Source organism: Candidatus Endoriftia persephonae, assembly GCF_023733635.1.
In the GTDB taxonomy this organism is placed as follows: domain Bacteria; phylum Pseudomonadota; class Gammaproteobacteria; order Chromatiales; family Chromatiaceae; genus Endoriftia; species Endoriftia persephonae.
Genome location: NZ_CP090569.1, coordinates 3,403,855 through 3,423,669, shown reverse-complemented (window position 1 = coordinate 3,423,669; position 19,815 = coordinate 3,403,855). Strand labels below are relative to the sequence as shown.

Here is a 19,815-nt window from a genome sequence, read left to right as displayed (position 1 = left end):
GGCAATTTTGAAAAGGAGTTAGCCCTTTTCAGGTGGGTTAGCGGAACTCTGCTGGTTAGCTTCGATATAGCCGCGTTGGCGCTCGCTGAACTCTGCTGCCGCATCGTAGCCGGTGACCCGTAGCAGGTGTTGGCGCACCGCTGTCTCCGCCAGGATTGCAAGATTGCGACCAGCGGCCACTGGTAGGGTAGTCTGTGGAATTTCGACGCCGAGTAGGCGCTGGGTTGAATGGCTGCCTTCGAGTCGGTCCAGGTGTGAGAGTTCCTGTTCATTCATCTGCTGCAGATCGATGATCAAGTGGAGGTTTTTGACCGGCTTCACCGCGCTGTTGCCAAACATGGCGCGAACGTTGAGCAGTCCCAGTCCGCGTACCTCGAGAAAATCCTGCAGCACCGGTGGGCAGCGTCCCTGCAGGGTGTGGGCGTTGATGCGAGTGAACTCGGTGATATCGTCGGCGATCAAGCGATGTCCGCGAGAGATCAGCGCCAGCGCCAGTTCGCTCTTGCCGATTGAGGCATCGCCGCTGAGCAGCACCCCTTTACCCAGCACCTCGATGAACACGCCATGGATGTTTTTGGGCTCGGCATGGGAGGGCTGGGCCTGCTGGAAAGACGGCTGGAGATGCGCCAGTAGGCGCTGGATAACCTGGGCGTCGGGTTCGCTTGTATAGATGATTGGGGTGTTGCTGTCGGCGGCGAGGGTGCGGCAGGCGTCGGTGGGGACTAAGCCGTCGGTAAAGATCAGGGCAGCCGGGCGGCTGGCAAACAGCAGTTCAAGGTAGTGGCGGTAGCCCTTGCTGCCGAGGGACTCGAGCAGATGACGCTCAGGCGGGCCGATCACCTGGATCGGCTGTGGGCGGGCCAGGTTGAGCGGCCCCACCAGGGGGGCGTCGCCCTCTGCCTGGATGGCCCGTTCCTCACCATCGCTGTACCAGGTGAGATTGAGTTCCGCACTCAGCTGGGCGAACAGTTCGCGGATGGTGGTGGCGGGTGTCATTGCTGGCTGGGTTCGGGGCTTGGCTGCTGGATCAGCTCGATCACCTCGTCTGGGCTGCGGCACTGGCGCAGACGATCGCAGAATGTCTTATCTCCGAACAGGCTGGCGAGCTTCGACAGTAGCTGTAGATGCTCCTCGGTGGCTTCCTCGGGTACCAGCATGGCGAAGGCGAGGTCGACCGGCTGGTTGTCGATGGCGTCGAAGTCGACCCCCTGGGTGGTCTGGATGAAGGCACCGACCGCTCGCTTGATCTGTGCCATGCGGGCGTGGGGGAGGGCGATGCCCCGCCCCAGCCCCGTGCTGCCAAGGCGCTCCCGTTGTAGCAGGGCATCGAACACCATGTCCTGGCTAAGCCCGGAATCGGTGGCGGCGAATAGCCCGCCAAGCATCTCCAGGCTGCGTTTTTTACTGCTGATTTCGACGCCGCACAGGATACGCTGTGGGTCGATGAACCCTTCGGGAAACATCTTGGCCTTGTCCCTGTTCAGGGCTGCTCTGCGTCAGCGTACTTGTTGATGTTATTGCCACGATGGCTTTGCAGCTTCTCTTTATGCTTGATGACCTGTCGGTCGAGCTTGTCGATCAGTGCGTCGATGGCCGCGTACATGTCCTCTTGGACCGAGTCGGCAAACACGTTGCCGCCGTTGAGGTGGAGGGTGGCTTCCGCTTTCTGCCTGAGTTTCTCTACGCTGAGGATCACATGCACATTGGTGACGTTGTCGAAATGGCGCTCCAAGCGCTCAAACTTGCTGTCAACATAGTTACGCATCGAATCGGTGATATCGATATGGTGACCGGTCAGGTTGATTTGCATAATTAACTCCTGTTTCGGGAGGGATGCGCCGGAGATGCGGAGCATCCTCTTATTTGTCTGGTTGTCACACCAGACGCTTTCGCTCATTCGATGGGGGTATGCCCATCGATTCGCGGTATTTGGCCACAGTGCGGCGGGCGACATTGATACCCTGCTCGCTGAGTATCGTGGCAATCTTGTTGTCGCTGAGCGGCTTGTTGGGTGTTTCGGCGGCAACCAGTTTCTTAATGATGGCACGTATTGCGGTAGCCGAGCACTCGCCGCCGACACTGGTACTGACATGGCTGGAGAAGAAATATTTGAACTCCAGGGTGCCGCGGGGCGTGTGCATATATTTCTGGGTGGTAACCCGGGAGATGGTCGATTCGTGCATCTCCAGGGCTTCGGCGATGTCGCGCAGCACCAGCGGTTTCATCGCCTCCTCGCCATGTTCAAAAAAGGCCTGCTGGTATTCGACGATCTTGCTGGCGACCCGCAGGATGGTTTCGTTGCGGCTCAGCAGGCTCTTCAGGAACCAGCGCGCCTCCTGCAGGTGGTTCTTCAGGAAGGTATTGTCGTCGCTCTGATCGGCGCGGCGGATCAGTTTGGCGTATTCGGCGTTGACCCGCAGGCGTGGCATGGTCTCCGGGTTGAGCTCCACATGCCAGCTGTTGTTGCGCTTGGTGACAAACACCTCTGGGATGACATACTCCGGCTCGGTATCGGCAATCAGGGTGCCGGGGCGCGGGTGGAGTGAGCGGATCAGCTGGTTGATCGCCGACAATTCATGGTCATCGATCTTCATCTTGCGCTTGATCTGCGCCTGGTCCTGGGCCGCCAGCAGCTTAAAATGTGTGCTACACAGCTGGATCGCCTGCTCCAGATAGGCAGTCTCCGGGGGCAGCTGATCGAGCTGGATCAGCAAGCACTCCTGCGGGCCGCGGGCGGCGATACCGGGGGGGTCGAAGGCCTGAACGCGGTGCAGCACTGCCTCCACATCCTCTAGGGTCACCTCCTCCAGATCGACCGTGGAGTGGATCTCCTCGATGCTGGCCTGCAGATAGCCGTCGGGGCTGATGCTGTCGATGATGGTCAGCGCGATCGCCTGGTCCGAGGGGCAGAGGCGGGTCAGGTTGAGTTGCCACAGCAGGTGGTCCTGCAGTGAATCAGATTTGCTGCGCTGGCTGAGGAAGTCGGTATCGCTGCCCTCGCCGCCGGCGGGAGCTGGTGGCGAGTAGCTGTCGTAGACATCGCTCCACTCGGTGTCGACCGGGAGATCCTCGGGCATCTCGGGGCTGTCGGTCTTGACCTCCCGTTCGTTGTTGATGTCGTTGCCATCCGCCGGAGTTTGCTGCGCGCTTTCGCTGCTGGGATTCTCCTTGCGCTCTGTGGCGGTTTGCTCAAACTCCTCTTCGGCTTCCAGCATCGGGTTGGTGTCGAGGGCCTCCTGTATCTCCTGATTGAGATCGAGCGCGGAGAGCTGTAGCAGACGGATCGCCTGCTGCAGCTGAGGCGTCATGGTGAGGTGTTGGCCGAGTCGAAGCTGAAGTGTCTGCTTCATCTATCCATGGTCAAGTTGGTTCTCGTACGCAATTTATGTGCCTTTTCGGTTTCATTTTAGTCAAAAGCAATCGTAGGTGGAACCTCGGCTTGATCGAGAGTTGCCGTGGGTCATGTATTTGTAAACCGGCCCGGCAAAGGAGGTGCGGTCGGCCCTGCGCCATGCTACATGGTGAAGTTTTCGCCGAGATAGACGGCGCGCACCTCGGGGTGCTCAAGGATCGCCTCCGGGGTGCCCTCTTCGAGCACCTTGCCGTTGTTGATGATGTAGGCGCGGTTGCAGATGTCGAGGGTTTCGCGCACATTGTGGTCGGTGATGAGCACCCCGATATCACGCTCCTTGAGGTGGTTGATCACCGCTTTTATGTCGATGACGGCGAGCGGGTCGATGCCGGCGAAGGGCTCGTCGAGCAGCACGAAGCGGGGTTTGATGGAGAGCGCGCGGGCGATCTCCAGGCGGCGACGCTCGCCGCCGGAGAGGCTCATCGCCTGGCTGTTGCGCAGGTGGGTGATGCCGAACTCCTGCAGCAGTTGGTCGCAGCGCTTGTTGCGTGCGCTACGCGACAGTTCCTTGCGGCTCTCGAGGATGGCAAGGATGTTCTCCTCTACCGAGAGACGGCGGAACACTGAGGGCTCCTGGGCGAGGTAACTGATGCCGAGGCGGGCGCGGGTGTGCATCGGCAGGTCGGTGAGATCCTTTCCGTTAATGCGAACACTCCCACCGTCGGCGGGCACCAGGCCGACGATCATGTAGAAGCTGGTGGTCTTGCCAGCACCGTTTGGCCCAAGCAGTCCAACCACCTCGCCACTGGCGACCTCCAGGGAGATATCATCGACCACGCGCCGGCCACGGTACTGTTTGGCCAGGTTTTCGGCGTAGAGGCGTGTCATTGGTCGTGCTTTTGTGATTCGATCACCACCCGGACCCGCTGTTTGCCCTGTGCGCTGGTGCCGGCCTTGACCAGGCTGCGGCTGCGCAGGTAGGTGATGCGGTCGCTGCTGAACTCATCCTTGCCCTGCTGCAGTACTGCTTCGTCAAACAGGTAGATCTCATCTTTCTTGATGAAGTAGGTGATCTTTAGGGCGTGGCCGCGGGCCTCTTCGTGGCTCTTGTCCATCTGCTGGCGGAAGCGCACCGGCTTGCCGACGGCGACGATTTTTTCGGTTTCACCCTGGCGGCGGTGGATCCACATCTTGTCGGCCTCCAGACGCATGCTGCCCTGGCTGACCACCACGTTGCCGATGTAGACGCTGACGCCGCTGGCCTCGTCGATTTCCACGCTGTCGGCCTCAAGATAGATCGGTTGCTCCCGGTCACCGCTCAGTGCCCTGGCCTGCAACGGTAGCAGGAGTAGCAGAAGCAGAAGTGACACGCTGTTAATCGATTTCATGATAGCCACGTACCTCGGAGAGTAGCTTGATCTTAACCGGTTCCAGAAGTTGCCCTTGTAGCCCGACACCACGCAGCCAGTCGCCCTGGCTGGTAATCTGTACCCGCTGTTTGGTGCTGACATAGCCGCTGTCGGGATGGGCCCACAGGTCGCTGGTAGTGATCTGGTAGGGGCGTTTGCCGTTGCCCGCAGCGCGATCGATCTGTACCTCGCCGGGCATGAAGATCTTGTTGTTATCGCCGTAGAGGGTGGCGCTGGTTGCGGTGACTCTCCACGGCGCTGCGCCGGCTGCGTATTGCCAGAATATGGGGTGCTCGAGTTCGGTAGTGTCATCATCGGCGAAGTGGCGCATCGCTGCGCTTTTCAGACGATGCTGTGGCAGGCCATCCTGGTCGTATCTGACAGAGACCAGATCGCTGGCGTAGTAGTCGGGGTAGTGGAGTTCGGCCTGTTCCGGGCGGCTCTCCTGTTCGCCGATGTTGCTTAGCCACCAGCCAAAACCGGCGAGTGCGACGATCAGTAGCAGGCTGGTGAGCAGTGGATATTTCACAAGACGTCAGAGATAGCTCTGCAGGACACGCTGTAGATGCCCCTGGGCATCCATCAGCAGTTCGCAGACATCCCGTGCCGCGCCGCGACCGCCGGCATGCGGGGTCAGCCAGTGGGCGTGTTGAGTGACAAACGGGTGGGCGTCGTTGACCGCGATTGCCAGCCCTACCAGGCGCATGATCGGCAGATCCACCACATCATCTCCGACATAGGCGATCTCGGCATCGCTGAGGCCGAGTTTATCACGCAGCTCCTGGTAGGCGGGGCGCTTGTCGAGCTGGCCCTGGTAGACATGTTTGATGCCCAGGCTTTGCATTCGCAGGCGCACCACCTCGGAGCTGCGTCCGGTGATGATGCCTATCTCGATGCCGCTCTGCTGCAGCATCTTGATGCCGTGGCCGTCGCGGGAGTTGAAGGCTTTATACTCCTGGCCGTCGTCACCGAGGAACAGGCTGCCATCGGTGAGCACTCCGTCTACATCGAAGATGACCAGTCTGATCCTGCGCGCCTTTTCCTGAATGTCTTGCACCTGTTTTCTCCTTCAGGGAGCCGCTGACTGAATCATGGGCGGCAGCCTTGTGGTCCAAGTTCCCCGCTGCTGCGTTGTACCCCAAGGGCGTTCCTTGCGGGGCAGAATCTTGGCAATAGACCAGCTATTATCTGCAATTTCTGCCTTGCAGCGGAAAATTTAGCCTCACAATCCTGCTCGCTCAGATTCATCCGGAGGCACCCTAAACGACGCCGGCTCGTAGCAGGTCGTGCATGTTGAATGCGCCGATCAGTCGCGCGGCAGCGTCGACCACAAAAAAACCGTTGATTTTCTTCTCATCCATGATCTGCAGTGCCTCTGCTGCCAGCATCTCGGCCGGCACGGTGGCACCGTGCGGGGTCATCACCTCCGACACCAGTGTATCGCGGATGTTCAGCGGTCTGTTCAGGGTGCGTCGCAGATCGCCGTCGGTGAAGATGCCAATCAGCCGTTGCTCGGCATCCACTACGGCGGTCATGCCAAGCCCCTTCTCTGACATCTCGATCAGCGCCTGCTGCAGGCTGGCGTTGGCGGCCACCTTCGGGATCGCCTGGTCGCGGTGCATGATATCGCCAACGTGCAACAGCAGGCGTCGCCCCAGGCTGCCGCCGGGGTGCGACAGGGCGAAATCCTCGGCGGTGAAGCCGCGTGTCTCAAGCAGCGCGACTGCGAGGGCGTCACCCATTACCAGCGCCACGGTGGTGCTGGCGGTAGGCGCCAGGCCGAGCGGGCAGGCCTCTTTGTCGACGCCGACATCGAGGTGTACGTTCGCCTCCCGTGCCAGGGTCGAGCTGGGGTTGCCGGTCATCGCGATTAGCGGTGCGCCGAGGCGTTTGATCAGTGGCAGGATGGTGAGCAGTTCGCCGGTCTCGCCGGAGTTAGAGAGGGCCAGCACTACGTCCTGTGGGGTGATCATGCCGAGGTCGCCGTGGCTCGCCTCGCCGGGGTGGACGAAGAAGGCGGGGCTGCCGGTGCTAGCAAGGGTGGCGGCGATCTTGCTGCCGATGTGCCCCGATTTGCCCATGCCAGTCACCACTACCCGGCCACGGCAGTCGAGGATGAAGGTGCAGGCGCGCTCGAAGGCGGTGTCGATGCGCCCGGCCAGTGCGGTCACTGCGTCGGCCTCGGTCTCGATCACTGCCAAGGCCAGCTGGCGCAGCTTTTCTGCATCCTCGCGGGGGAGCGGTCGATTGTCTCGCATACCTGATCCTGTTGGAAATCGTTCTGCTGTCTGCCGGTCGGGAAGGGTTTATCGCAGGCCATTAAATATGAAGAGTTGATAGCCGACAAATGCCGCCACCAACAGCAAGCCTTCGAAGCGGGTGAGTCGGCCGTTCTTGCCAAAGCTGTAGCCCAGGGCGAACAGCGCCACGGTCAGGCCGAGCATCATCGGCTGATCGCGGGTCAGGGCGGCCGGGTCAAACGGGCCGGGGGCGAGTAGGCCGGGCAGGCAGAGTACCGCCAGCAGGTTGTAGAGGTTGGAGCCGACCACGTTGCCGATGGCCAGGTCGTCTTCGCCCTTGAGGGCACTGGTGATGCTGGCTGCCAGTTCCGGCAGGCTGGTGCCCAGGGCGACGATGGTGAGGCCGATCACCAGGTCGCTGATACCGAAGGCGGTGGCGATGTTGACCGCCCCCCACACCAGCATGCGTGAACTGATTAGGAGTGCCATCAGCCCCAGCGCGAGCCACAGCAGCGCCATCTTAGTGGGCATGTCGTGAGGGATTTCGGCGTCGAACTCGCCCACCATCGGATCACTGGCGGAGCCGGTCCTGGCGGTGTGGATCATCCAGGCAAGCAGCAACACCAGTCCGCCCAGCAGGATCATGCCATCAAACTGGCTCAGCTCGCCGTCGAGCATCAGTAGGAACGACAGTAGGCTGACCGCCAGCAGCACCGGGTATTCGCGCCTGAGTACGCCGGAGTGGACGGTGAGCGGCACAATCAGTGCGGTGACGCCGAGGATCAGTCCGATGTTGGCGATATTGGAGCCGAGTGCGTTGCCGATGGCGAGGCCCGGGTTGCCATCCAGGGTGGAGACGGCGGAGACGATGATCTCCGGGGCGGAGGTGCCGAAGCCGACGATGGTCAGGCCGATCAGCATGGGGGCGACGCCCAGGTTGCTGGCGAGGGCAGCTGCGCCTGAGACGAACCGGTCGGCGCCCCAGACGAGGATGGCAAGGCCGATGAAGATGGCGGTAAGGTCGAGCAGCATCTGTTTCTATAGTATTGAGGGTCGGGAGTGGAAATCAGTGGGGATTTTTCCAGACCCCGCAGGGAAAGTCCAAGCTGGCGGCTGCAGCTATCGGCAGGGGTGATAATTGTTGTCGTATTTGGGGTTGACGGGGCGGGCATTATAATTAGATAATTAGAAAATGCTGATTTTGTGTATACGGAATCAGACTCCTCCATCCTCCTTTTGGTGGTTATTATTAAGGCGCAACGTCACTCGTTGCGCTTTTTTTTTGCGAAGGCAGAAGGATGGGGTTGTGTGGCGCGATATGTTGCTGTAAGATTCGCGCTCTTTTTCAGATGACAATTGTTTCTCCACTGGAGCAACTTGGAATGACAACCGTTAGTGCAAAGCCGGATGAGGTACGTCGTAACTGGTACCTGATCGATGCGACCGATAAGACCCTTGGTCGCTTGTCCAGCGAGATTGCGCGCCGCCTGCGCGGCAAGCATAAGCCGGAATACACGCCCCATGTGGATACTGGCGACTACATCGTTGTAGTCAACGCCGAGAAGATCCGTGTGACCGGCAACAAGCTGAAGGATAAGATGTATCACCATCACACGGGATACATTGGTAACCTGAAGTCCATCAGCCTTGAGAAACTGCTGCAGAAGGCGCCTGAAAGGGCGATTGAGCACGCAGTCAAAGGCATGATGCCCAAGAATACGCTGGGTCGCGCCATGTTCAAGAAGCTGCGTGTTTTCGCAGGCCCAGAACACCCACATCAGGCTCAGCAGCCACAGCCGCTGGAAGTCTGATAGCTAGAAGCCCAGGTATATATAGAATGTCAGAGACTCAAAACAGCACCGGGCGCCGCAAAAGCTCCGCCGCCCGCGTATTTCTCTCCGCTGGCAGCGGTAAGATCGTGGTCAACAATCGTCCGCTTGACGAATATTTTGGCCGTGAGACAGCGCGTATGGTGGTGCGTCAGCCGCTTGAGATGGCGGAGATGGCGGACAAGGTTGATGTGAAAGTAACTGTCCGCGGCGGTGGTACCACCGGCCAGGCAGGCGCTATCCGTCATGGTATCGCACGTGCCCTGAACTCTTATGATGAGTCTCTGCATGTCGCATTGCGCAAGGCGGGCTTTCTGACCCGTGATGCTCGTGCCGTCGAGCGTAAGAAGGTTGGTCTGCACAAGGCGCGTAAACGTCCGCAGTTCTCCAAGCGCTGATTTTTCAGCCCCCTTCTTCTGGGGGCTGCATTCCGTCTACTGGGGATTCGTCTAACGGCAGGACAGCGGACTCTGACTCCGTATGTGGAGGTTCGAATCCTCCATCCCCAGCCAACACCAAAAGCCCGCTTCGGCGGGTTTTTCTTGTCTGGCGTTATTAACCCGCCAATTTAGATATGACGCATGTATAGATCGGGCTGTGCCCGACATTATCTGTGATTTTAATTGCTTGCATGTGGTGGCCACGGGTTGTCTCTATATCCATGTTGCCTACATGGTTAATGGCTCAAGGCTATTATCCGCCTCGGAATCCCGTAAATATAGAGATGTAGGATGTGCTGAGCGTAGTGAGGCGCATCGGCTGTGATCGATGCGGATCGCTTGGTTTGCTGCATCCTGAGTTGCTGCGGGTCGCTTGCCAGGTGTGTGTGCTAGGGTTGGTGTTGGAGGGACTTGTGGGTTTTTGCGCCGGTTTTTTTGTTGGAATGCTTTCTTATGTCGATGAATATCTTTAGATATTTTATGCGGAATATTTGCTATCTAATTGATGTCCTTTGTTAAATAGCTCTTGGCATCTGGTTGTGTCTTTTTTGCAACAGCTGGATAAAAGTGTAGTAAAAAAGCAAAAAAAGCCTTGCATTCGGTTTTTTGTCGGCATAGTATTTCCCCACGCAAACAGTTTTTAACAACAACTCGCGGGAGTTATACAAATGAAGAAAGTCCTCTCTCTGGCTATCGCCGCTGCTCTGGTCGCTCCTATGGCTGCCATGGCTGACGCCACCGTTTACGGCAAGGTTCGTGTTGCCTCCACCAAGATCGATGCCGATGTTGCCGATTCTTGGGGCATGTACGACGAATCTTCCCGTCTGGGCATCAAGGGCTCTGAGGATCTGGGCGACGGCCTGAAAGCCATCTATAAGATGGAGTTCGGTGTTGCTACCGGTTCAGCTTTCGGCGGCCTGAGCGGTCGTAATGCCTATGTCGGTCTGGCTGGTGGTTTTGGTACCGCTCTGGCTGGCCGTCACGACACTCCTATGAAGATGTCCACCGGCAAGCTGGACCTGTTCGCCGACACCATTGGTGACAACGACATGGGCGGCACCCACATGGGCATCATTATGGATCGTCGTGTTGACGGCGCCATCGCCTATGTCTCTCCTTCCATGAGCGGCTTCACCGTTGCCGGTGCTGTAGTTCAGACCACTGCTACCGATGACTTCCAGGATGCCATCTCTGTGGCTGCCATGTACAGCAATGGTCCTTGGTACGGTTCCTTGGCCTACGAGGCGCTGGACGGCGATCTGACCGGCGGTAACGACGAGAAGCAGACCCGTATCGGTCTGGGCATGCTGGGCATGAGCGGTTTCTCCGCTACTCTGGTCTATGAGACGCGTAGTGATATCGGTGGTACTGCTGATTCCGATACCACTGCCTACACCCTCAACGGTGCCTACAAGATGGGTGCTCACACCATCAAGGCTGCTTACAACAGCATCGACGGTGATGGCGCTTCCAGTGGTGCTGACGCTGACGGTTACGCGCTGGGCTACCAGTTCAACTTCTCCAAGCGTACCGATGCCCAGGTGCTCTACACCAACAAGGACTTCGACGCGGCTACTGCCAACGACATGTCCAAGTTCAGCCTGCAGCTGAACACCAAGTTCTAAGTCTGACTTAGTCTTGTGTTGAAGACGGGGCCTTCGGGCCCCGTTTTTTATTGCCGCAAGATTGATTGGCGGACAAAAAAACCGGCGGGATGCGCCGGTTGCTCGGATTAGGCGTGGGCAGTCAGGCGGTAATTGTCTTTGTGCCCTCTTCGGTACCAAGGATCAGTACATCGGCCGGGCGTAGGGCGAAGATGCCAGCGGTGACCACCCCAGCGATGTTATTGATGCGCTGTTCCATCTCGATCGGCTTCATGATCTCCAGGTTGTGCACATCGAGGATGACATTGCCGTTATCGGTGATGAAGTCTTCGCGCCAAACCGGGGTGCCGCCGAGCTTGACCAGCTGACGTGCCACATGGCTGCGCGCCATCGGAATCACCTCAACCGGCAGCGGGAATCTGCCAAGAATGTCGACCAGCTTGCTGCCGTCGGCTATGCAGACGAACTTCTTGCTGGCACCGGCGACGATCTTTTCTCGGGTCAGCGCACCACCGCCGCCCTTGATTAGGGCGAGGTTGTGGTCGGATTCATCCGCGCCATCAACGTAGAGCTCGAGTTCGCCGGCGGCGTTCAGGTCCATCACCGGTATGCCGTGCGATTTCATGCGTTCGGTGGAGACTTCAGAGCTGGAAACGGCACCATCGATCTTGCTCTTGATGGTGGCCAGATAGTCAATGAAATGATTGACTGTTGATCCGGTGCCGACGCCGATGATACCTCCATCCACGTACTCCAGTGCGGCCTTGGCCGCGAGTTTTTTCATATCATCTGCATTCATTTAGGGGTCTCCTGTCGAGAGGCTAAAAGGTTGGGAGGCGGCAAAAACTGAGGTCTCCCTATAGGAGAGGGCGACTCAGCATTGGTCTGCCTGTATACGGTTCGACCATCTTGCCTGTAATCTGCTAGCACGAGGTTTGGCGCTTGTGTCATCTTGATCAGCGCTGTTGCTTGTGCAACTTTGGAAAAATATGATACCGGCGCAATCCTGCCATGTCAGGTGTGTTGTAGATTTGGAAGTAAATTATGCCTCAGAAATACATTGAGAGAATCCTGCGGGCGCGTGTCTATGATGTCGCCCAAGAGACCCCGCTGGAGAGAGCGAAGCTGCTGTCGTCCCGTTTGAACAACAGCGTGTTTCTTAAGCGGGAGGATCTGCAGCCGGTTTTTTCTTTCAAGCTGCGCGGGGCGTATAACAAGATTTTCAATCTGACTCCGAAGGAGCGGGAGCGCGGGGTGATTGCTGCTTCGGCGGGCAATCATGCACAGGGCGTGGCGCTCGCTGCACAAAAGTTGAATATTCAGGCATTGATCGTGATGCCACTAACGACCCCGCCGATAAAGGTGCAGGCGGTTAAAAACCTCGGTGCAAAGACGGTATTGATCGGTGATTCCTACGATGATGCCTATGCACACTCCCAGGAGCTTGTAAAAGAGAAGGGGTTAGTCTTTATCCATCCGTTTGATGATCCAGACGTGATTGCAGGGCAGGGGACGATTGCGATGGAAGTGCTTCGACAACATCCGCAACCGCCGGAGGCGATCTTTGTGCCGGTCGGTGGTGGTGGCCTGATCGCGGGAATTGGCGCCTATGTGAAGTATGTGCGTCCCGAGGTGAAGGTGATCGGTGTAGAGCCCAATGATGCACCGACGCTTTATAAAGCGCTAGAGGCTAATCGTCGGGTCACTCTCAAGCAGGTGGGGATTTTCGCTGATGGTGTGGCAGTCAGACAGATTGGCAAAGAGACCTTTCGCATCGCCAAGCAGGTAGTGGATGAGGTTGTGCTGGTCAGTTCAGATGAGATCTGTGCGGCCATCAAAGATATTTTTGATGATACGCGCGCGATTGCCGAGCCTGCTGGTGCGCTATCGGTTGCCGGCATGAAGGCCTATGTGAAGCAGCATGGGATAGAAGGTAAGTCGCTGGTAGCCATCGAGAGTGGCGCAAATATCAACTTTGATCGCTTGCGGCATGTGGCGGAGAGGGCTGAAGTGGGTGAGCGGCGCGAGGCGCTGTTTGCCGTCCAGATTCCTGAGCGTGCTGGGAGTTTTCTGCGTTTCTGCAAGATGCTTGGCAAGCGTAGCATCACCGAGTTCAACTACCGTTATTCCGATGCCACAACGGCACAGATCTTCGTTGGCATAGAATTATCAGGCGGCGACCAGGAGCGGGAGGATCTCCTGGAGCGGTTTCGTGGTAGTGGTTATGCTATCGTCGATATGACTGACAATGAGACGGCCAAGTTACATATTCGCTATATGGTGGGTGGGCATGCCCACGGTATAGTGGATGAGCAGTTAGTGCGATTCGAGTTTCCCGAGCGTCCTGGCGCGTTGCTGTTTTTTCTAAGCAGCCTTGGGCGCCGGTGGAATATCAGCCTGTTCCATTACCGCAATCATGGTTCTGCATTTGGGCGAGTGCTGATGGGCATACAAGTACCCACTCGTGAAAGGGCGGAGTTTAAGCGTCTGCTTAATGGCCTGGGTTATCCTTTTTGGAAGGAGACCGAGAATCCGGCCTATAGATTGTTCGCGGGGGTGGATTGAGCTTTCTGGCTTGCTCATCAGCCCCCCGTTTTAATGGGGGGCTATAGGCTGCCTGTGTGGATGTTGAGCCGCCACAGACTATCGGTTCTTTGCTGAAGCCTTTTTGCGAGGTTTTACTTTCCTCGGTTTGGAAAATCGTTGATCCGTTCCCTTCTTTGTCGCCTTCTTCTTAGCGCTTTTCTTTGCTACCTTCTTTTTAGCAGCAACCTTCTTCTTAGCGGTTTTCTTCGTCACCTTCTTTTTAGCAGCGATCTTTTTCTTGGCGGTTTTCTTCGCCACCTTTTTTTTGACTGGAGACTTTTTGCTGACTACAGATTTCGAGGCAGTGGCCTTGTGCTTAATGGCAGCTTTCTTCTTGGCTGCTTTTTTCTTCGCCATGTCTGTTCCTCCAGAGGAATCTTGTCACAATATGGCCTGAGTATAATTCAGGGGAAGATAAAATCCAGAATGGATGGGCTGTTTCACTAATGAATACAGGTTGTTGAGACGTAATGCTTTGCTGGATGGGGAATGAGCGTTGCTCCGTGCTCGAGTATTGGTTGCCAGATTGGGCGGAGATGGTTTGTGTGCGCCGACTCAGTCAGACGGTAGGAAGTTTATAGACCCTTTTTTCTGTGATAACAGCATCGAGGGGGATGTCCCAGTGGTTTGCTGCGAGGATTTGCTCACTCTTTTGGAACTCATGGGCCAGGCCGATCAGCTTGGGTCCTCGCCAATGGCTTCGCTGCGTTTTGAATGAAAAAGTCCGATCGTAAAAACCGCCTCCCATGCCCAGTCGGTTGCCTTGTAGATCAAATGCAACGAGTGGAACAAAGACAAGATCGAGCAGCCAGGGAGGGAGGCTGTTTCGATGCGGAAAGGCGGGTTCGGGTATACCAAAGCGGTTGATCGTTTGCGGGGATTGGTGTTGGAACTCAGAGAAGACTAGGCGATTGGCAGGGCGATGCTTTAGCACGGGAAAGTAGCATTGCTTGCCCATTGCGAGCGCCTGATCAACCAGCGGTGCCGGATCCATTTCGCCATTGACGCCGATATAGAAAGCGATGCGCTTTGCCTTGAGGAACCTAATCTCACGAGAGGCACGATTTGCCATGAGCCGTGCGTGTGCCGAGATTGTCTGAGGTGTGAGCTGGCGTCGTTGGGCACGAATCGATTGACGGAGCTTGTGGATGTTCATGATGAAGAGTTGGGGGGTAGACACCTCCCGCAAATGCCGTCGCGGACCATTGTTCTTGAACCGGTAGGTTCAAGTGGGAACAACAGCGGCCTTCTAAGGCTTTCCGCTGGTGTGCGGACATGCACACTGAAGACCCGCATTATGCTCCCAGGGCACTAATTAGGCTCAAGAAAATACCCGGGCCACTAACGCGCACCACAGGAGGTGTCTGAGTGAAAGGCTAAACCGAAATGGCTCAAAGTTCCAGTTGATTGCTCGAATTGATTGCGATCTCGATTTTTGCCTGAAGATTTTGGAGGCGTTGCGAGATCACCTGGACAGCGTCCGATTTTGTCTCTTTGGCGCGCAGCAGCTCGTGCGCGATATTCAAGCCGGCCATCACGGCGATGCGTTCGGTGCCGATCACCCGGCCAGCTTGGCGGATCTCACGCATCTTGGAGTCGAGCAGGCGTGCGGCGGAGATTAACTCCTCCTGCTCCTCGGGCGAGCAGGAGACCCGGTACTCCTTTTCGAGTATCAGAACCTTGACCGGCCTTTGTGAGTCGTTCACTGTGTGGATTCCATCGATTTGAGGCGGGTGATCATTGCCTCGACCCTGTTTCGTGCTAGTTCAGTTTTCTCGATCAGGGCAGCGCGCTCTGCAACCAGGCTCTCCTGGCGGGCCCGCAAGGACTTGTTCTCGTTACTCAGATGGGTGCAGGCGCGAATCAGCTCGTCCACTTGGGATTCGAGTTTTTCTAAGTCGATTTCCGCATTGTTGATGGAATCATTCTGGCTCATGCTGACCAATATAGAGTGCCCCCCTTTAAGGGTCAATCTTCCGGCACTCATGATATGATCGCCACCTCGACCGGCTTGTGCATCGGCAGAAAACCTCATGAATTCGCTCCCAGAACCACCCGACTATTCCCGCTTCGATCAGCTGCTCTCATCCTTGCATCTGCAGGTGGGCGCGGCAGAATTGCATGGTGTGATCTCCGCGCTGCTGTGTGCGGCACACACCGATGCCCACGTTGCTTGGTTTGAAGAGTTGTTTAGTGAGTTGCCGAACGGAGACCTGCTGGTCAAGGAAATGCGTCAGTTACTCGGCCAACTCTACCAGATAACTGAGCGGCAGATTGGCGACGAAGGTCTCGCTTTTGCCCCTTTCCTTCCTTCTGAAAATGTGCCAGTCGAAGGGCGCGCGCAGGCGCTTTCAGAGTGGTGTCAGGGCTACCTGTTTGGTCTCGGCATGGCAGGAGTGACCGAGGAGAAACTCGCAGAAGATGGTCGTGAGGTAGTGGCGGATCTCACCGAGCTGACTCGGCTGGATTATGAACAGATCGAGTCTGGTGAGTCTGTCGAGGCGGATCTAATGGAACTGACCGAGTTCGTCCGTGTGGGCGCGCTGCTGGTGCGTGAGGAGTTACGCTCGGAAGAGGAGGCATCGCATGAGGCCGGCTGAGTTCAAGCGTCGACGTAAGCAGCTGATGCGGATGATGGGGGCGGGTAGCATCGCGATCCTGCCCACCGCGCCAGAATCGGTGCGTAACCGCGATGTGCACTTTCCCTACCGCGCCGATAGCGACTTCTACTACCTCACGGGCTTCCCCGAGCCGGAGGCAGTGGTGGTGCTGATCCCTGGCCGCAAACAGGCGGAGTACATCCTCTTCTGCCGTGAACGCGACCCCAAAAAAGAGCAGTGGGACGGCTCCCGCGCCGGCCAGGAGGGCGCAGTTGAAACCTATGGCGCCGACGACTCCTTCCCGATCGGCGATCTGGACGACATCCTGCCGCGTATGCTCGAGCAGTGCGAGCGGGTCTTCTACTCGATGGGTTGCAATGCGGAGCTGGACCAGCGCCTCTCCAGCTGGATCAGCCGCATCCGCTGCCAATCGCGCAGCGGCCTGCAGGGGCCGCTGGAGATCGTCGCCCTCGACCACTACCTGCATGACATACGTCTCTACAAGAGCCGCTCCGAGATCAAGGCGATGCGCGATGCGGCGCGTATCTCTGCGCGGGGGCATAAACGGCTGATGCAACGCTGCCGTCCCGGTCTCCGGGAATACCAACTGGAGGCAGAGTTCATCGCCGTGTGTGGTGATGCGGGGGCGCGCTACCAGGCCTACCCACCAATCGTCGGCGGTGGTGACAACGCCTGCGTGTTGCACTACATCGACAATCAGGATCCACTCAAGGAGGGTGATCTAGTGCTGATCGATGCCGGCTGCGAACTCGACTACTACGCTTCCGACATCACCCGCAGCTATCCGGTGAATGGCGTCTTCAGCAAACCCCAGCGCCAGCTCTACGAACTGGTGCTGGCGGCGCAGAAGGCGGCGATTGCCCAGGTCAAACCCGGCAACTCTTGGGAGGCGCCGCATCAGGCGGCGGTGCGCGCCATCACTCGCGGATTGGTCAAGCTCGGCCTGCTGAAGGGGACGCCGGCCAAGCTGATTCGCGAGGAGAAGTACAAAAAGTTCTATCCACACAAGACCGGCCACTGGCTCGGCATGGATGTGCACGATGTGGGTGACTACAAAGTCGATGGGGAGTGGCGGCTGCTAGAGCCCGGCATGGCGCTCACCATCGAACCCGGGCTCTACATCCCGGCCAACAGCTCCGGAGTGGCCAAAAAGTGGTGGGGCATCGGCATTCGCATCGAAGATGACCTGGTGGTCACCAAGGGTGGTCATGAGATCCTCTCCAAAGATGCGCCGAAAGAGATTGATGAGATCGAGGCCCTGATGGCGGAATAAGATGCAGATTGACTACGATATTCTGATCGTCGGCGGCGGCATGGTGGGCGCTAGCCTAGCCCACGCATTGGCAGGTAGCGGCCTGCGAATCGGCGTGATCGAGGCCTGGCCGCTCGACTCCGATGCCCAGCCCAGCTACGACGACCGGGTCATCGCCCTCTCCTGGGGTAGCCGTCGGATCATGGACGGCATGGGCCTCTGGCCACTATTGCAGCCTGAGGCGGAGCCGATCACCGGGATCCATATCTCCGAGCGGGGCCAGTTTGGCTTCGCCCGCCTCAACAGCCGCCAGGAGGGAGTGGAGGCGCTTGGCTATGTCGCCACTGCCCGCGCCATGGGTGCGGCCCTGCAGAAGGGACTGCAGGCGCAGGCGGACGTCGAGTGGCTCTGTCCGGCGACCCTGCTCAGTTTCTCGGTGACCGACGATGGTGTGGAGGTGCGGCTCGACCGGGCCGGCACCGAGCAGCGTGTCGGCGCGCGCCTGCTGGTGGCGGCGGATGGGGGCGACTCGCCGGTGCGCGGCCGGTTGGCGATCCCGCTGCAGGAGCGCAGCTACGGTCAGACTGCGATCATCGCCAACGTTACCGCCGAGCAGCCACACCAGGGCATCGCCTACGAACGCTTCACCGACAGCGGGCCGCTGGCGATGCTGCCGATGACTGAGGGGCGTTGCTCGCTCGTCTGGAGTGCCCGCGACGATCAGGTTGCCGATATCATGGCCCTTGCTGATGATGTGTTTCTGCAGCGGTTGCAGCACCGTTTTGGCTATCGGCTCGGCCAGCTGCAGCGGGTCGGGCGGCGTGTCGCCTATCCGTTGCGCTACCGCCAGGCGACGGAGTCGGTGCGCCCGCGCATCGCGTTGATCGGCAATGCCGCCCACGCCATCCATCCGGTCACCGGCCAAGGCTACAACCTCGGCCTGCGTGATGTGGCGGTGTTGGCGGATCTGCTGGCCGATGCGGCCCGTGAGCGGAGCGATCCTGGTGAGATGGCGCTGCTCAACCGCTATACCGAGTGGCGTCACCAGGACCAGCGGCGGGTGGCGCTGATCACCGACAGCCTGGCGCGGCTCTTCGCCAACCCGTTGCCACCACTGCGTTTTGCTCGCAACCTGGGGTTGCTCGGCCTAGATGCCCTGCCCGGTCTGAAGCACTTGGTGGCACGCCAGTTCATGGGGCTGAATGGTCGCTTGCCGCGGCTCGCAAGAGGGATCCCCCTAAGATGAATGAGACGAACAAAAACGCCTTTGATCTGATCGTCGTCGGTGGCGGCATGGTGGGCTCCGCGCTGGCCTGCGCGGTGGCCGAACAGGGCCTTCAGGTCTGTGTGCTGGAGGCACGGGAGCCGCAGCGGCAGTGGCCCGCCGACGAGATCGACCTGCGAGTCTCCGCCCTGACCCGGGCCTCGCAGCGCATTCTGGAGAATCTGGGGGCCTGGGGGCGGATGAGTCAGTTGCGCATCAGCCCCTATAGTGAGATGCGCGTCTGGGATGCCGACGGCTTTGGTAAGATCCACTTCAGCGCCGCCGAGGTGGGTGAGGACAACCTTGGCCATATCGTCGAAAACCGCGTCACCCAGCTGGCCCTGTGGGAGCGGCTGGCGACCTTTGCCAACCTCACCCGCATCTGCCCGGCAGCACCGGTGAGCGAGCTGATCCTCGGTGAGAACCCTGCGCTGGTGCTGGAAGATGGCCGCCGGTTGCAGGCGGATCTGGTGGTGGCGGCGGACGGCCGGGATTCGCAGATCCGCCAGCTGGCCGCCATCGGCACCAAAGGCTGGGACTACGACCAGCATGCCATCGTCGCCACTATCCGTCCGCAGCAGCACCACCAATTCACCGCCTGGCAGCGTTTCATGCCCACCGGGCCGCTGGCGTTTCTGCCGCTCGACGACGGGCGCTGCTCCATCGTTTGGTCCGCTGCGCCGCTGCAGGCCCGTGAACTGATGGCGCTGGACGATGCCGCCTTCTGCCGGGAGCTGACCCGCGCCAGCGAATCGATCCTCGGCGAGGTACTGGAGGTCGGGCCACGGGGCTGCTTCCCGCTGCGTCTCGGCCATAGCGAGACCTATATCCGCGAGGGGCTGGCGCTGGTGGGGGATGCGGCCCACGCGATCCACCCGCTGGCCGGGCAGGGGGTGAATCTGGGCTTTCTCGATGCCGCAACCTTGGCCGAGGTGCTGATCGAAGCGCGCTCGGCCGGGCGGCCGATCGGCGCCTTTGCCACCCTGCGCCGCTATGAGCGAGCGCGTAAGGGGAGCAATATGGCGATGCTGGGGGCGATGGATGGTTTCAAGCGGCTCTTCAGCAACCAGATTCTGCCGCTGAAACTGGCACGCAACCTAGGCCTGAATCTCGCCGATCACGCCGGGCCGCTGAAGCAGTTGATGGTGCGTCGTGCGATGGGCATGGTCGGCGAGCTTCCCGCGCTGGCCCGTTGAGCAGTTAAGTAGATATAGGGCG

The 19,815-nt window shown here is 58.8% G+C and carries 23 protein-coding genes, 1 tRNA gene and 1 other RNA gene; 9 read left to right on the top strand and 16 right to left on the bottom strand.

Annotated elements, in window-relative coordinates; translation table 11 throughout:
- Positions 1-18 precede the first annotated feature (18 nt).
- The 10 genes from hprK to L0Y14_RS15490 all read right to left on the bottom strand — a co-directional run bounded on the left by hprK (position 19) and on the right by L0Y14_RS15490 (position 8,033).
- Entirely contained in the window at positions 19-996 is a 978-nt protein-coding gene (gene hprK / locus L0Y14_RS15535; protein WP_006474661.1) for an HPr(Ser) kinase/phosphatase, read from the bottom strand.
- Positions 993-1,463 (bottom strand): PTS IIA-like nitrogen regulatory protein PtsN, encoded by a 471-nt coding sequence (ptsN, locus tag L0Y14_RS15530; protein ID WP_005959859.1) that lies wholly within the window; start codon positions 1,461-1,463, stop codon positions 993-995. Before ptsN ends, hprK begins: the two co-directional genes overlap by 4 nt.
- A 17-nt stretch (positions 1,464-1,480) precedes the next feature.
- Complete coding sequence (gene hpf, locus L0Y14_RS15525; RefSeq protein ID WP_006474662.1) at positions 1,481-1,810, bottom strand: ribosome hibernation promoting factor; 330 nt, start codon at positions 1,808-1,810, stop codon at positions 1,481-1,483.
- A 64-nt stretch (positions 1,811-1,874) separates the two neighbouring features.
- Entirely contained in the window at positions 1,875-3,350 is a 1,476-nt protein-coding gene (locus L0Y14_RS15520; protein ID WP_005959861.1) for an RNA polymerase factor sigma-54, read from the bottom strand.
- A gap of 164 nt (positions 3,351-3,514) precedes the next feature.
- Entirely contained in the window at positions 3,515-4,240 is a 726-nt protein-coding gene (lptB, locus tag L0Y14_RS15515; RefSeq protein WP_005959862.1) for an LPS export ABC transporter ATP-binding protein, read from the bottom strand.
- The gene (gene lptA, locus L0Y14_RS15510; protein ID WP_006474663.1) at positions 4,237-4,722 is read right to left on the bottom strand and encodes a lipopolysaccharide transport periplasmic protein LptA; all 486 of its coding nucleotides are present in this window, start codon (positions 4,720-4,722) and stop codon (positions 4,237-4,239) included. The genes lptB and lptA overlap by 4 nt, the downstream gene beginning before the upstream one ends.
- Before the next feature lie 4 nt (positions 4,723-4,726).
- Positions 4,727-5,290: an LPS export ABC transporter periplasmic protein LptC gene (gene lptC / locus L0Y14_RS15505; protein WP_005959864.1), complete on the bottom strand. Its 564-nt coding sequence runs from the start codon at positions 5,288-5,290 to the stop codon at positions 4,727-4,729.
- A 6-nt stretch (positions 5,291-5,296) separates the two neighbouring features.
- On the bottom strand, positions 5,297-5,818 hold the full coding sequence (gene kdsC, locus L0Y14_RS15500) for a 3-deoxy-manno-octulosonate-8-phosphatase KdsC (RefSeq protein ID WP_005959865.1): 522 nt from the start codon (positions 5,816-5,818) through the stop codon (positions 5,297-5,299).
- A 202-nt stretch (positions 5,819-6,020) separates the two neighbouring features.
- Positions 6,021-7,019 carry a KpsF/GutQ family sugar-phosphate isomerase gene (locus L0Y14_RS15495; RefSeq protein ID WP_005959866.1) on the bottom strand — a complete coding sequence of 333 codons (999 nt, stop codon included), beginning with the start codon at positions 7,017-7,019 and terminating at the stop codon, positions 6,021-6,023.
- A 48-nt stretch (positions 7,020-7,067) separates the two neighbouring features.
- Complete coding sequence (locus L0Y14_RS15490; protein WP_006474664.1) at positions 7,068-8,033, bottom strand: calcium/sodium antiporter; 966 nt, start codon at positions 8,031-8,033, stop codon at positions 7,068-7,070.
- 350 nt (positions 8,034-8,383) lie between these two features.
- On the opposite strand from L0Y14_RS15490, the gene rplM reads away from it, so the two are divergent.
- The 4 genes from rplM (at position 8,384) to L0Y14_RS15470 (ending at position 10,895) form a co-directional block, all read left to right on the top strand.
- Positions 8,384-8,812 (top strand): 50S ribosomal protein L13, encoded by a 429-nt coding sequence (gene rplM / locus L0Y14_RS15485; protein WP_039959702.1) that lies wholly within the window; start codon positions 8,384-8,386, stop codon positions 8,810-8,812.
- A gap of 26 nt (positions 8,813-8,838) precedes the next feature.
- Entirely contained in the window at positions 8,839-9,228 is a 390-nt protein-coding gene (gene rpsI, locus L0Y14_RS15480; RefSeq protein WP_005959869.1) for a 30S ribosomal protein S9, read from the top strand.
- Between the two features lie 40 nt (positions 9,229-9,268).
- Positions 9,269-9,342 (top strand) — tRNA-Gln (locus tag L0Y14_RS15475).
- Between the two features lie 596 nt (positions 9,343-9,938).
- Positions 9,939-10,895 (top strand): porin, encoded by a 957-nt coding sequence (locus L0Y14_RS15470; protein WP_005959870.1) that lies wholly within the window; start codon positions 9,939-9,941, stop codon positions 10,893-10,895.
- Positions 10,896-11,016: 121 nt separating this feature from the next.
- Here L0Y14_RS15470 and rpiA read toward each other — a convergent pair whose 3' ends face one another.
- On the bottom strand, positions 11,017-11,673 hold the full coding sequence (rpiA, locus tag L0Y14_RS15465; RefSeq protein WP_005959871.1) for a ribose-5-phosphate isomerase RpiA: 657 nt from the start codon (positions 11,671-11,673) through the stop codon (positions 11,017-11,019).
- Positions 11,674-11,918: 245 nt separating this feature from the next.
- Here rpiA and ilvA point away from each other — a divergent pair, with 245 nt between their 5' ends.
- On the top strand, positions 11,919-13,439 hold the full coding sequence (gene ilvA, locus L0Y14_RS15460) for a threonine ammonia-lyase, biosynthetic (protein WP_005959872.1): 1,521 nt from the start codon (positions 11,919-11,921) through the stop codon (positions 13,437-13,439).
- Positions 13,440-13,517: 78 nt separating this feature from the next.
- Here ilvA and L0Y14_RS15455 read toward each other — a convergent pair whose 3' ends face one another.
- The 5 genes from L0Y14_RS15455 to L0Y14_RS15435 form a co-directional block, all read right to left on the bottom strand.
- Positions 13,518-13,817, bottom strand: a complete 300-nt coding sequence (locus L0Y14_RS15455) for a hypothetical protein (protein ID WP_251859228.1) — start codon at positions 13,815-13,817, stop codon at positions 13,518-13,520.
- 202 nt (positions 13,818-14,019) lie between these two features.
- Entirely contained in the window at positions 14,020-14,616 is a 597-nt protein-coding gene (locus tag L0Y14_RS15450; RefSeq protein WP_039959501.1) for a 5-formyltetrahydrofolate cyclo-ligase, read from the bottom strand.
- A 20-nt stretch (positions 14,617-14,636) separates the two neighbouring features.
- Positions 14,637-14,823: non-coding RNA, 6S RNA (gene ssrS / locus L0Y14_RS15445), on the bottom strand.
- A gap of 28 nt (positions 14,824-14,851) precedes the next feature.
- Positions 14,852-15,166 (bottom strand): cell division protein ZapA, encoded by a 315-nt coding sequence (locus L0Y14_RS15440; protein WP_005958665.1) that lies wholly within the window; start codon positions 15,164-15,166, stop codon positions 14,852-14,854.
- On the bottom strand, positions 15,163-15,495 hold the full coding sequence (locus L0Y14_RS15435; protein ID WP_005958664.1) for a TIGR02449 family protein: 333 nt from the start codon (positions 15,493-15,495) through the stop codon (positions 15,163-15,165). The genes L0Y14_RS15440 and L0Y14_RS15435 overlap by 4 nt, the downstream gene beginning before the upstream one ends.
- Between L0Y14_RS15435 and L0Y14_RS15430 the strand changes: the two genes are divergently transcribed.
- Genes L0Y14_RS15430 through L0Y14_RS15415 form a run of 4 tightly spaced genes read left to right on the top strand, consistent with a single transcriptional unit; the run spans position 15,494 to position 19,793 of the window.
- On the top strand, positions 15,494-16,060 hold the full coding sequence (locus L0Y14_RS15430; RefSeq protein ID WP_005958663.1) for a UPF0149 family protein: 567 nt from the start codon (positions 15,494-15,496) through the stop codon (positions 16,058-16,060). The two genes, L0Y14_RS15435 and L0Y14_RS15430, sit on opposite strands and share 2 nt — an antisense overlap.
- Complete coding sequence (locus L0Y14_RS15425; protein WP_006474673.1) at positions 16,047-17,354, top strand: aminopeptidase P N-terminal domain-containing protein; 1,308 nt, start codon at positions 16,047-16,049, stop codon at positions 17,352-17,354. Before L0Y14_RS15430 ends, L0Y14_RS15425 begins: the two co-directional genes overlap by 14 nt.
- Position 17,355: 1 nt before the next feature.
- Positions 17,356-18,579, top strand: coding sequence for a 2-octaprenyl-6-methoxyphenyl hydroxylase (gene ubiH / locus L0Y14_RS15420; protein ID WP_251859227.1), 1,224 nt, complete (start codon positions 17,356-17,358; stop codon positions 18,577-18,579).
- Positions 18,576-19,793 (top strand): UbiH/UbiF/VisC/COQ6 family ubiquinone biosynthesis hydroxylase, encoded by a 1,218-nt coding sequence (locus L0Y14_RS15415; RefSeq protein ID WP_005958660.1) that lies wholly within the window; start codon positions 18,576-18,578, stop codon positions 19,791-19,793. The genes ubiH and L0Y14_RS15415 overlap by 4 nt, the downstream gene beginning before the upstream one ends.
- The last annotated feature ends 22 nt before the right edge of the window (positions 19,794-19,815 follow it).

Excerpts from the sequence above, each read along its gene's own strand:
- hprK (WP_006474661.1), bottom strand. The coding sequence starts at position 996 with ATGACACCCGCCACCACCATCCGCGAACTGTTCGCCCAGCTGAGTGCG.
- ptsN (WP_005959859.1), bottom strand. The coding sequence starts at position 1,463 with ATGTTTCCCGAAGGGTTCATCGACCCACAGCGTATCCTGTGCGGCGTC.
- hpf (WP_006474662.1), bottom strand. The coding sequence starts at position 1,810 with ATGCAAATCAACCTGACCGGTCACCATATCGATATCACCGATTCGATG.
- L0Y14_RS15520 (WP_005959861.1), bottom strand. The coding sequence starts at position 3,350 with ATGAAGCAGACACTTCAGCTTCGACTCGGCCAACACCTCACCATGACG.
- lptB (WP_005959862.1), bottom strand. The coding sequence starts at position 4,240 with ATGACACGCCTCTACGCCGAAAACCTGGCCAAACAGTACCGTGGCCGG.
- L0Y14_RS15495 (WP_005959866.1), bottom strand. The coding sequence starts at position 7,019 with ATGCGAGACAATCGACCGCTCCCCCGCGAGGATGCAGAAAAGCTGCGC.
- L0Y14_RS15490 (WP_006474664.1), bottom strand. The coding sequence starts at position 8,033 with ATGCTGCTCGACCTTACCGCCATCTTCATCGGCCTTGCCATCCTCGTC.
- rplM (WP_039959702.1), top strand. The coding sequence starts at position 8,384 with ATGACAACCGTTAGTGCAAAGCCGGATGAGGTACGTCGTAACTGGTAC.
- rpsI (WP_005959869.1), top strand. The coding sequence starts at position 8,839 with ATGTCAGAGACTCAAAACAGCACCGGGCGCCGCAAAAGCTCCGCCGCC.
- L0Y14_RS15470 (WP_005959870.1), top strand. The coding sequence starts at position 9,939 with ATGAAGAAAGTCCTCTCTCTGGCTATCGCCGCTGCTCTGGTCGCTCCT.
- rpiA (WP_005959871.1), bottom strand. The coding sequence starts at position 11,673 with ATGAATGCAGATGATATGAAAAAACTCGCGGCCAAGGCCGCACTGGAG.
- ilvA (WP_005959872.1), top strand. The coding sequence starts at position 11,919 with ATGCCTCAGAAATACATTGAGAGAATCCTGCGGGCGCGTGTCTATGAT.
- L0Y14_RS15455 (WP_251859228.1), bottom strand. The coding sequence starts at position 13,817 with ATGGCGAAGAAAAAAGCAGCCAAGAAGAAAGCTGCCATTAAGCACAAG.
- L0Y14_RS15450 (WP_039959501.1), bottom strand. The coding sequence starts at position 14,616 with ATGAACATCCACAAGCTCCGTCAATCGATTCGTGCCCAACGACGCCAG.
- L0Y14_RS15430 (WP_005958663.1), top strand. The coding sequence starts at position 15,494 with ATGAATTCGCTCCCAGAACCACCCGACTATTCCCGCTTCGATCAGCTG.
- L0Y14_RS15435 (WP_005958664.1), bottom strand. The coding sequence starts at position 15,495 with ATGAGGTTTTCTGCCGATGCACAAGCCGGTCGAGGTGGCGATCATATC.
- L0Y14_RS15425 (WP_006474673.1), top strand. The coding sequence starts at position 16,047 with ATGAGGCCGGCTGAGTTCAAGCGTCGACGTAAGCAGCTGATGCGGATG.
- ubiH (WP_251859227.1), top strand. The coding sequence starts at position 17,356 with ATGCAGATTGACTACGATATTCTGATCGTCGGCGGCGGCATGGTGGGC.
- L0Y14_RS15415 (WP_005958660.1), top strand. The coding sequence starts at position 18,576 with ATGAATGAGACGAACAAAAACGCCTTTGATCTGATCGTCGTCGGTGGC.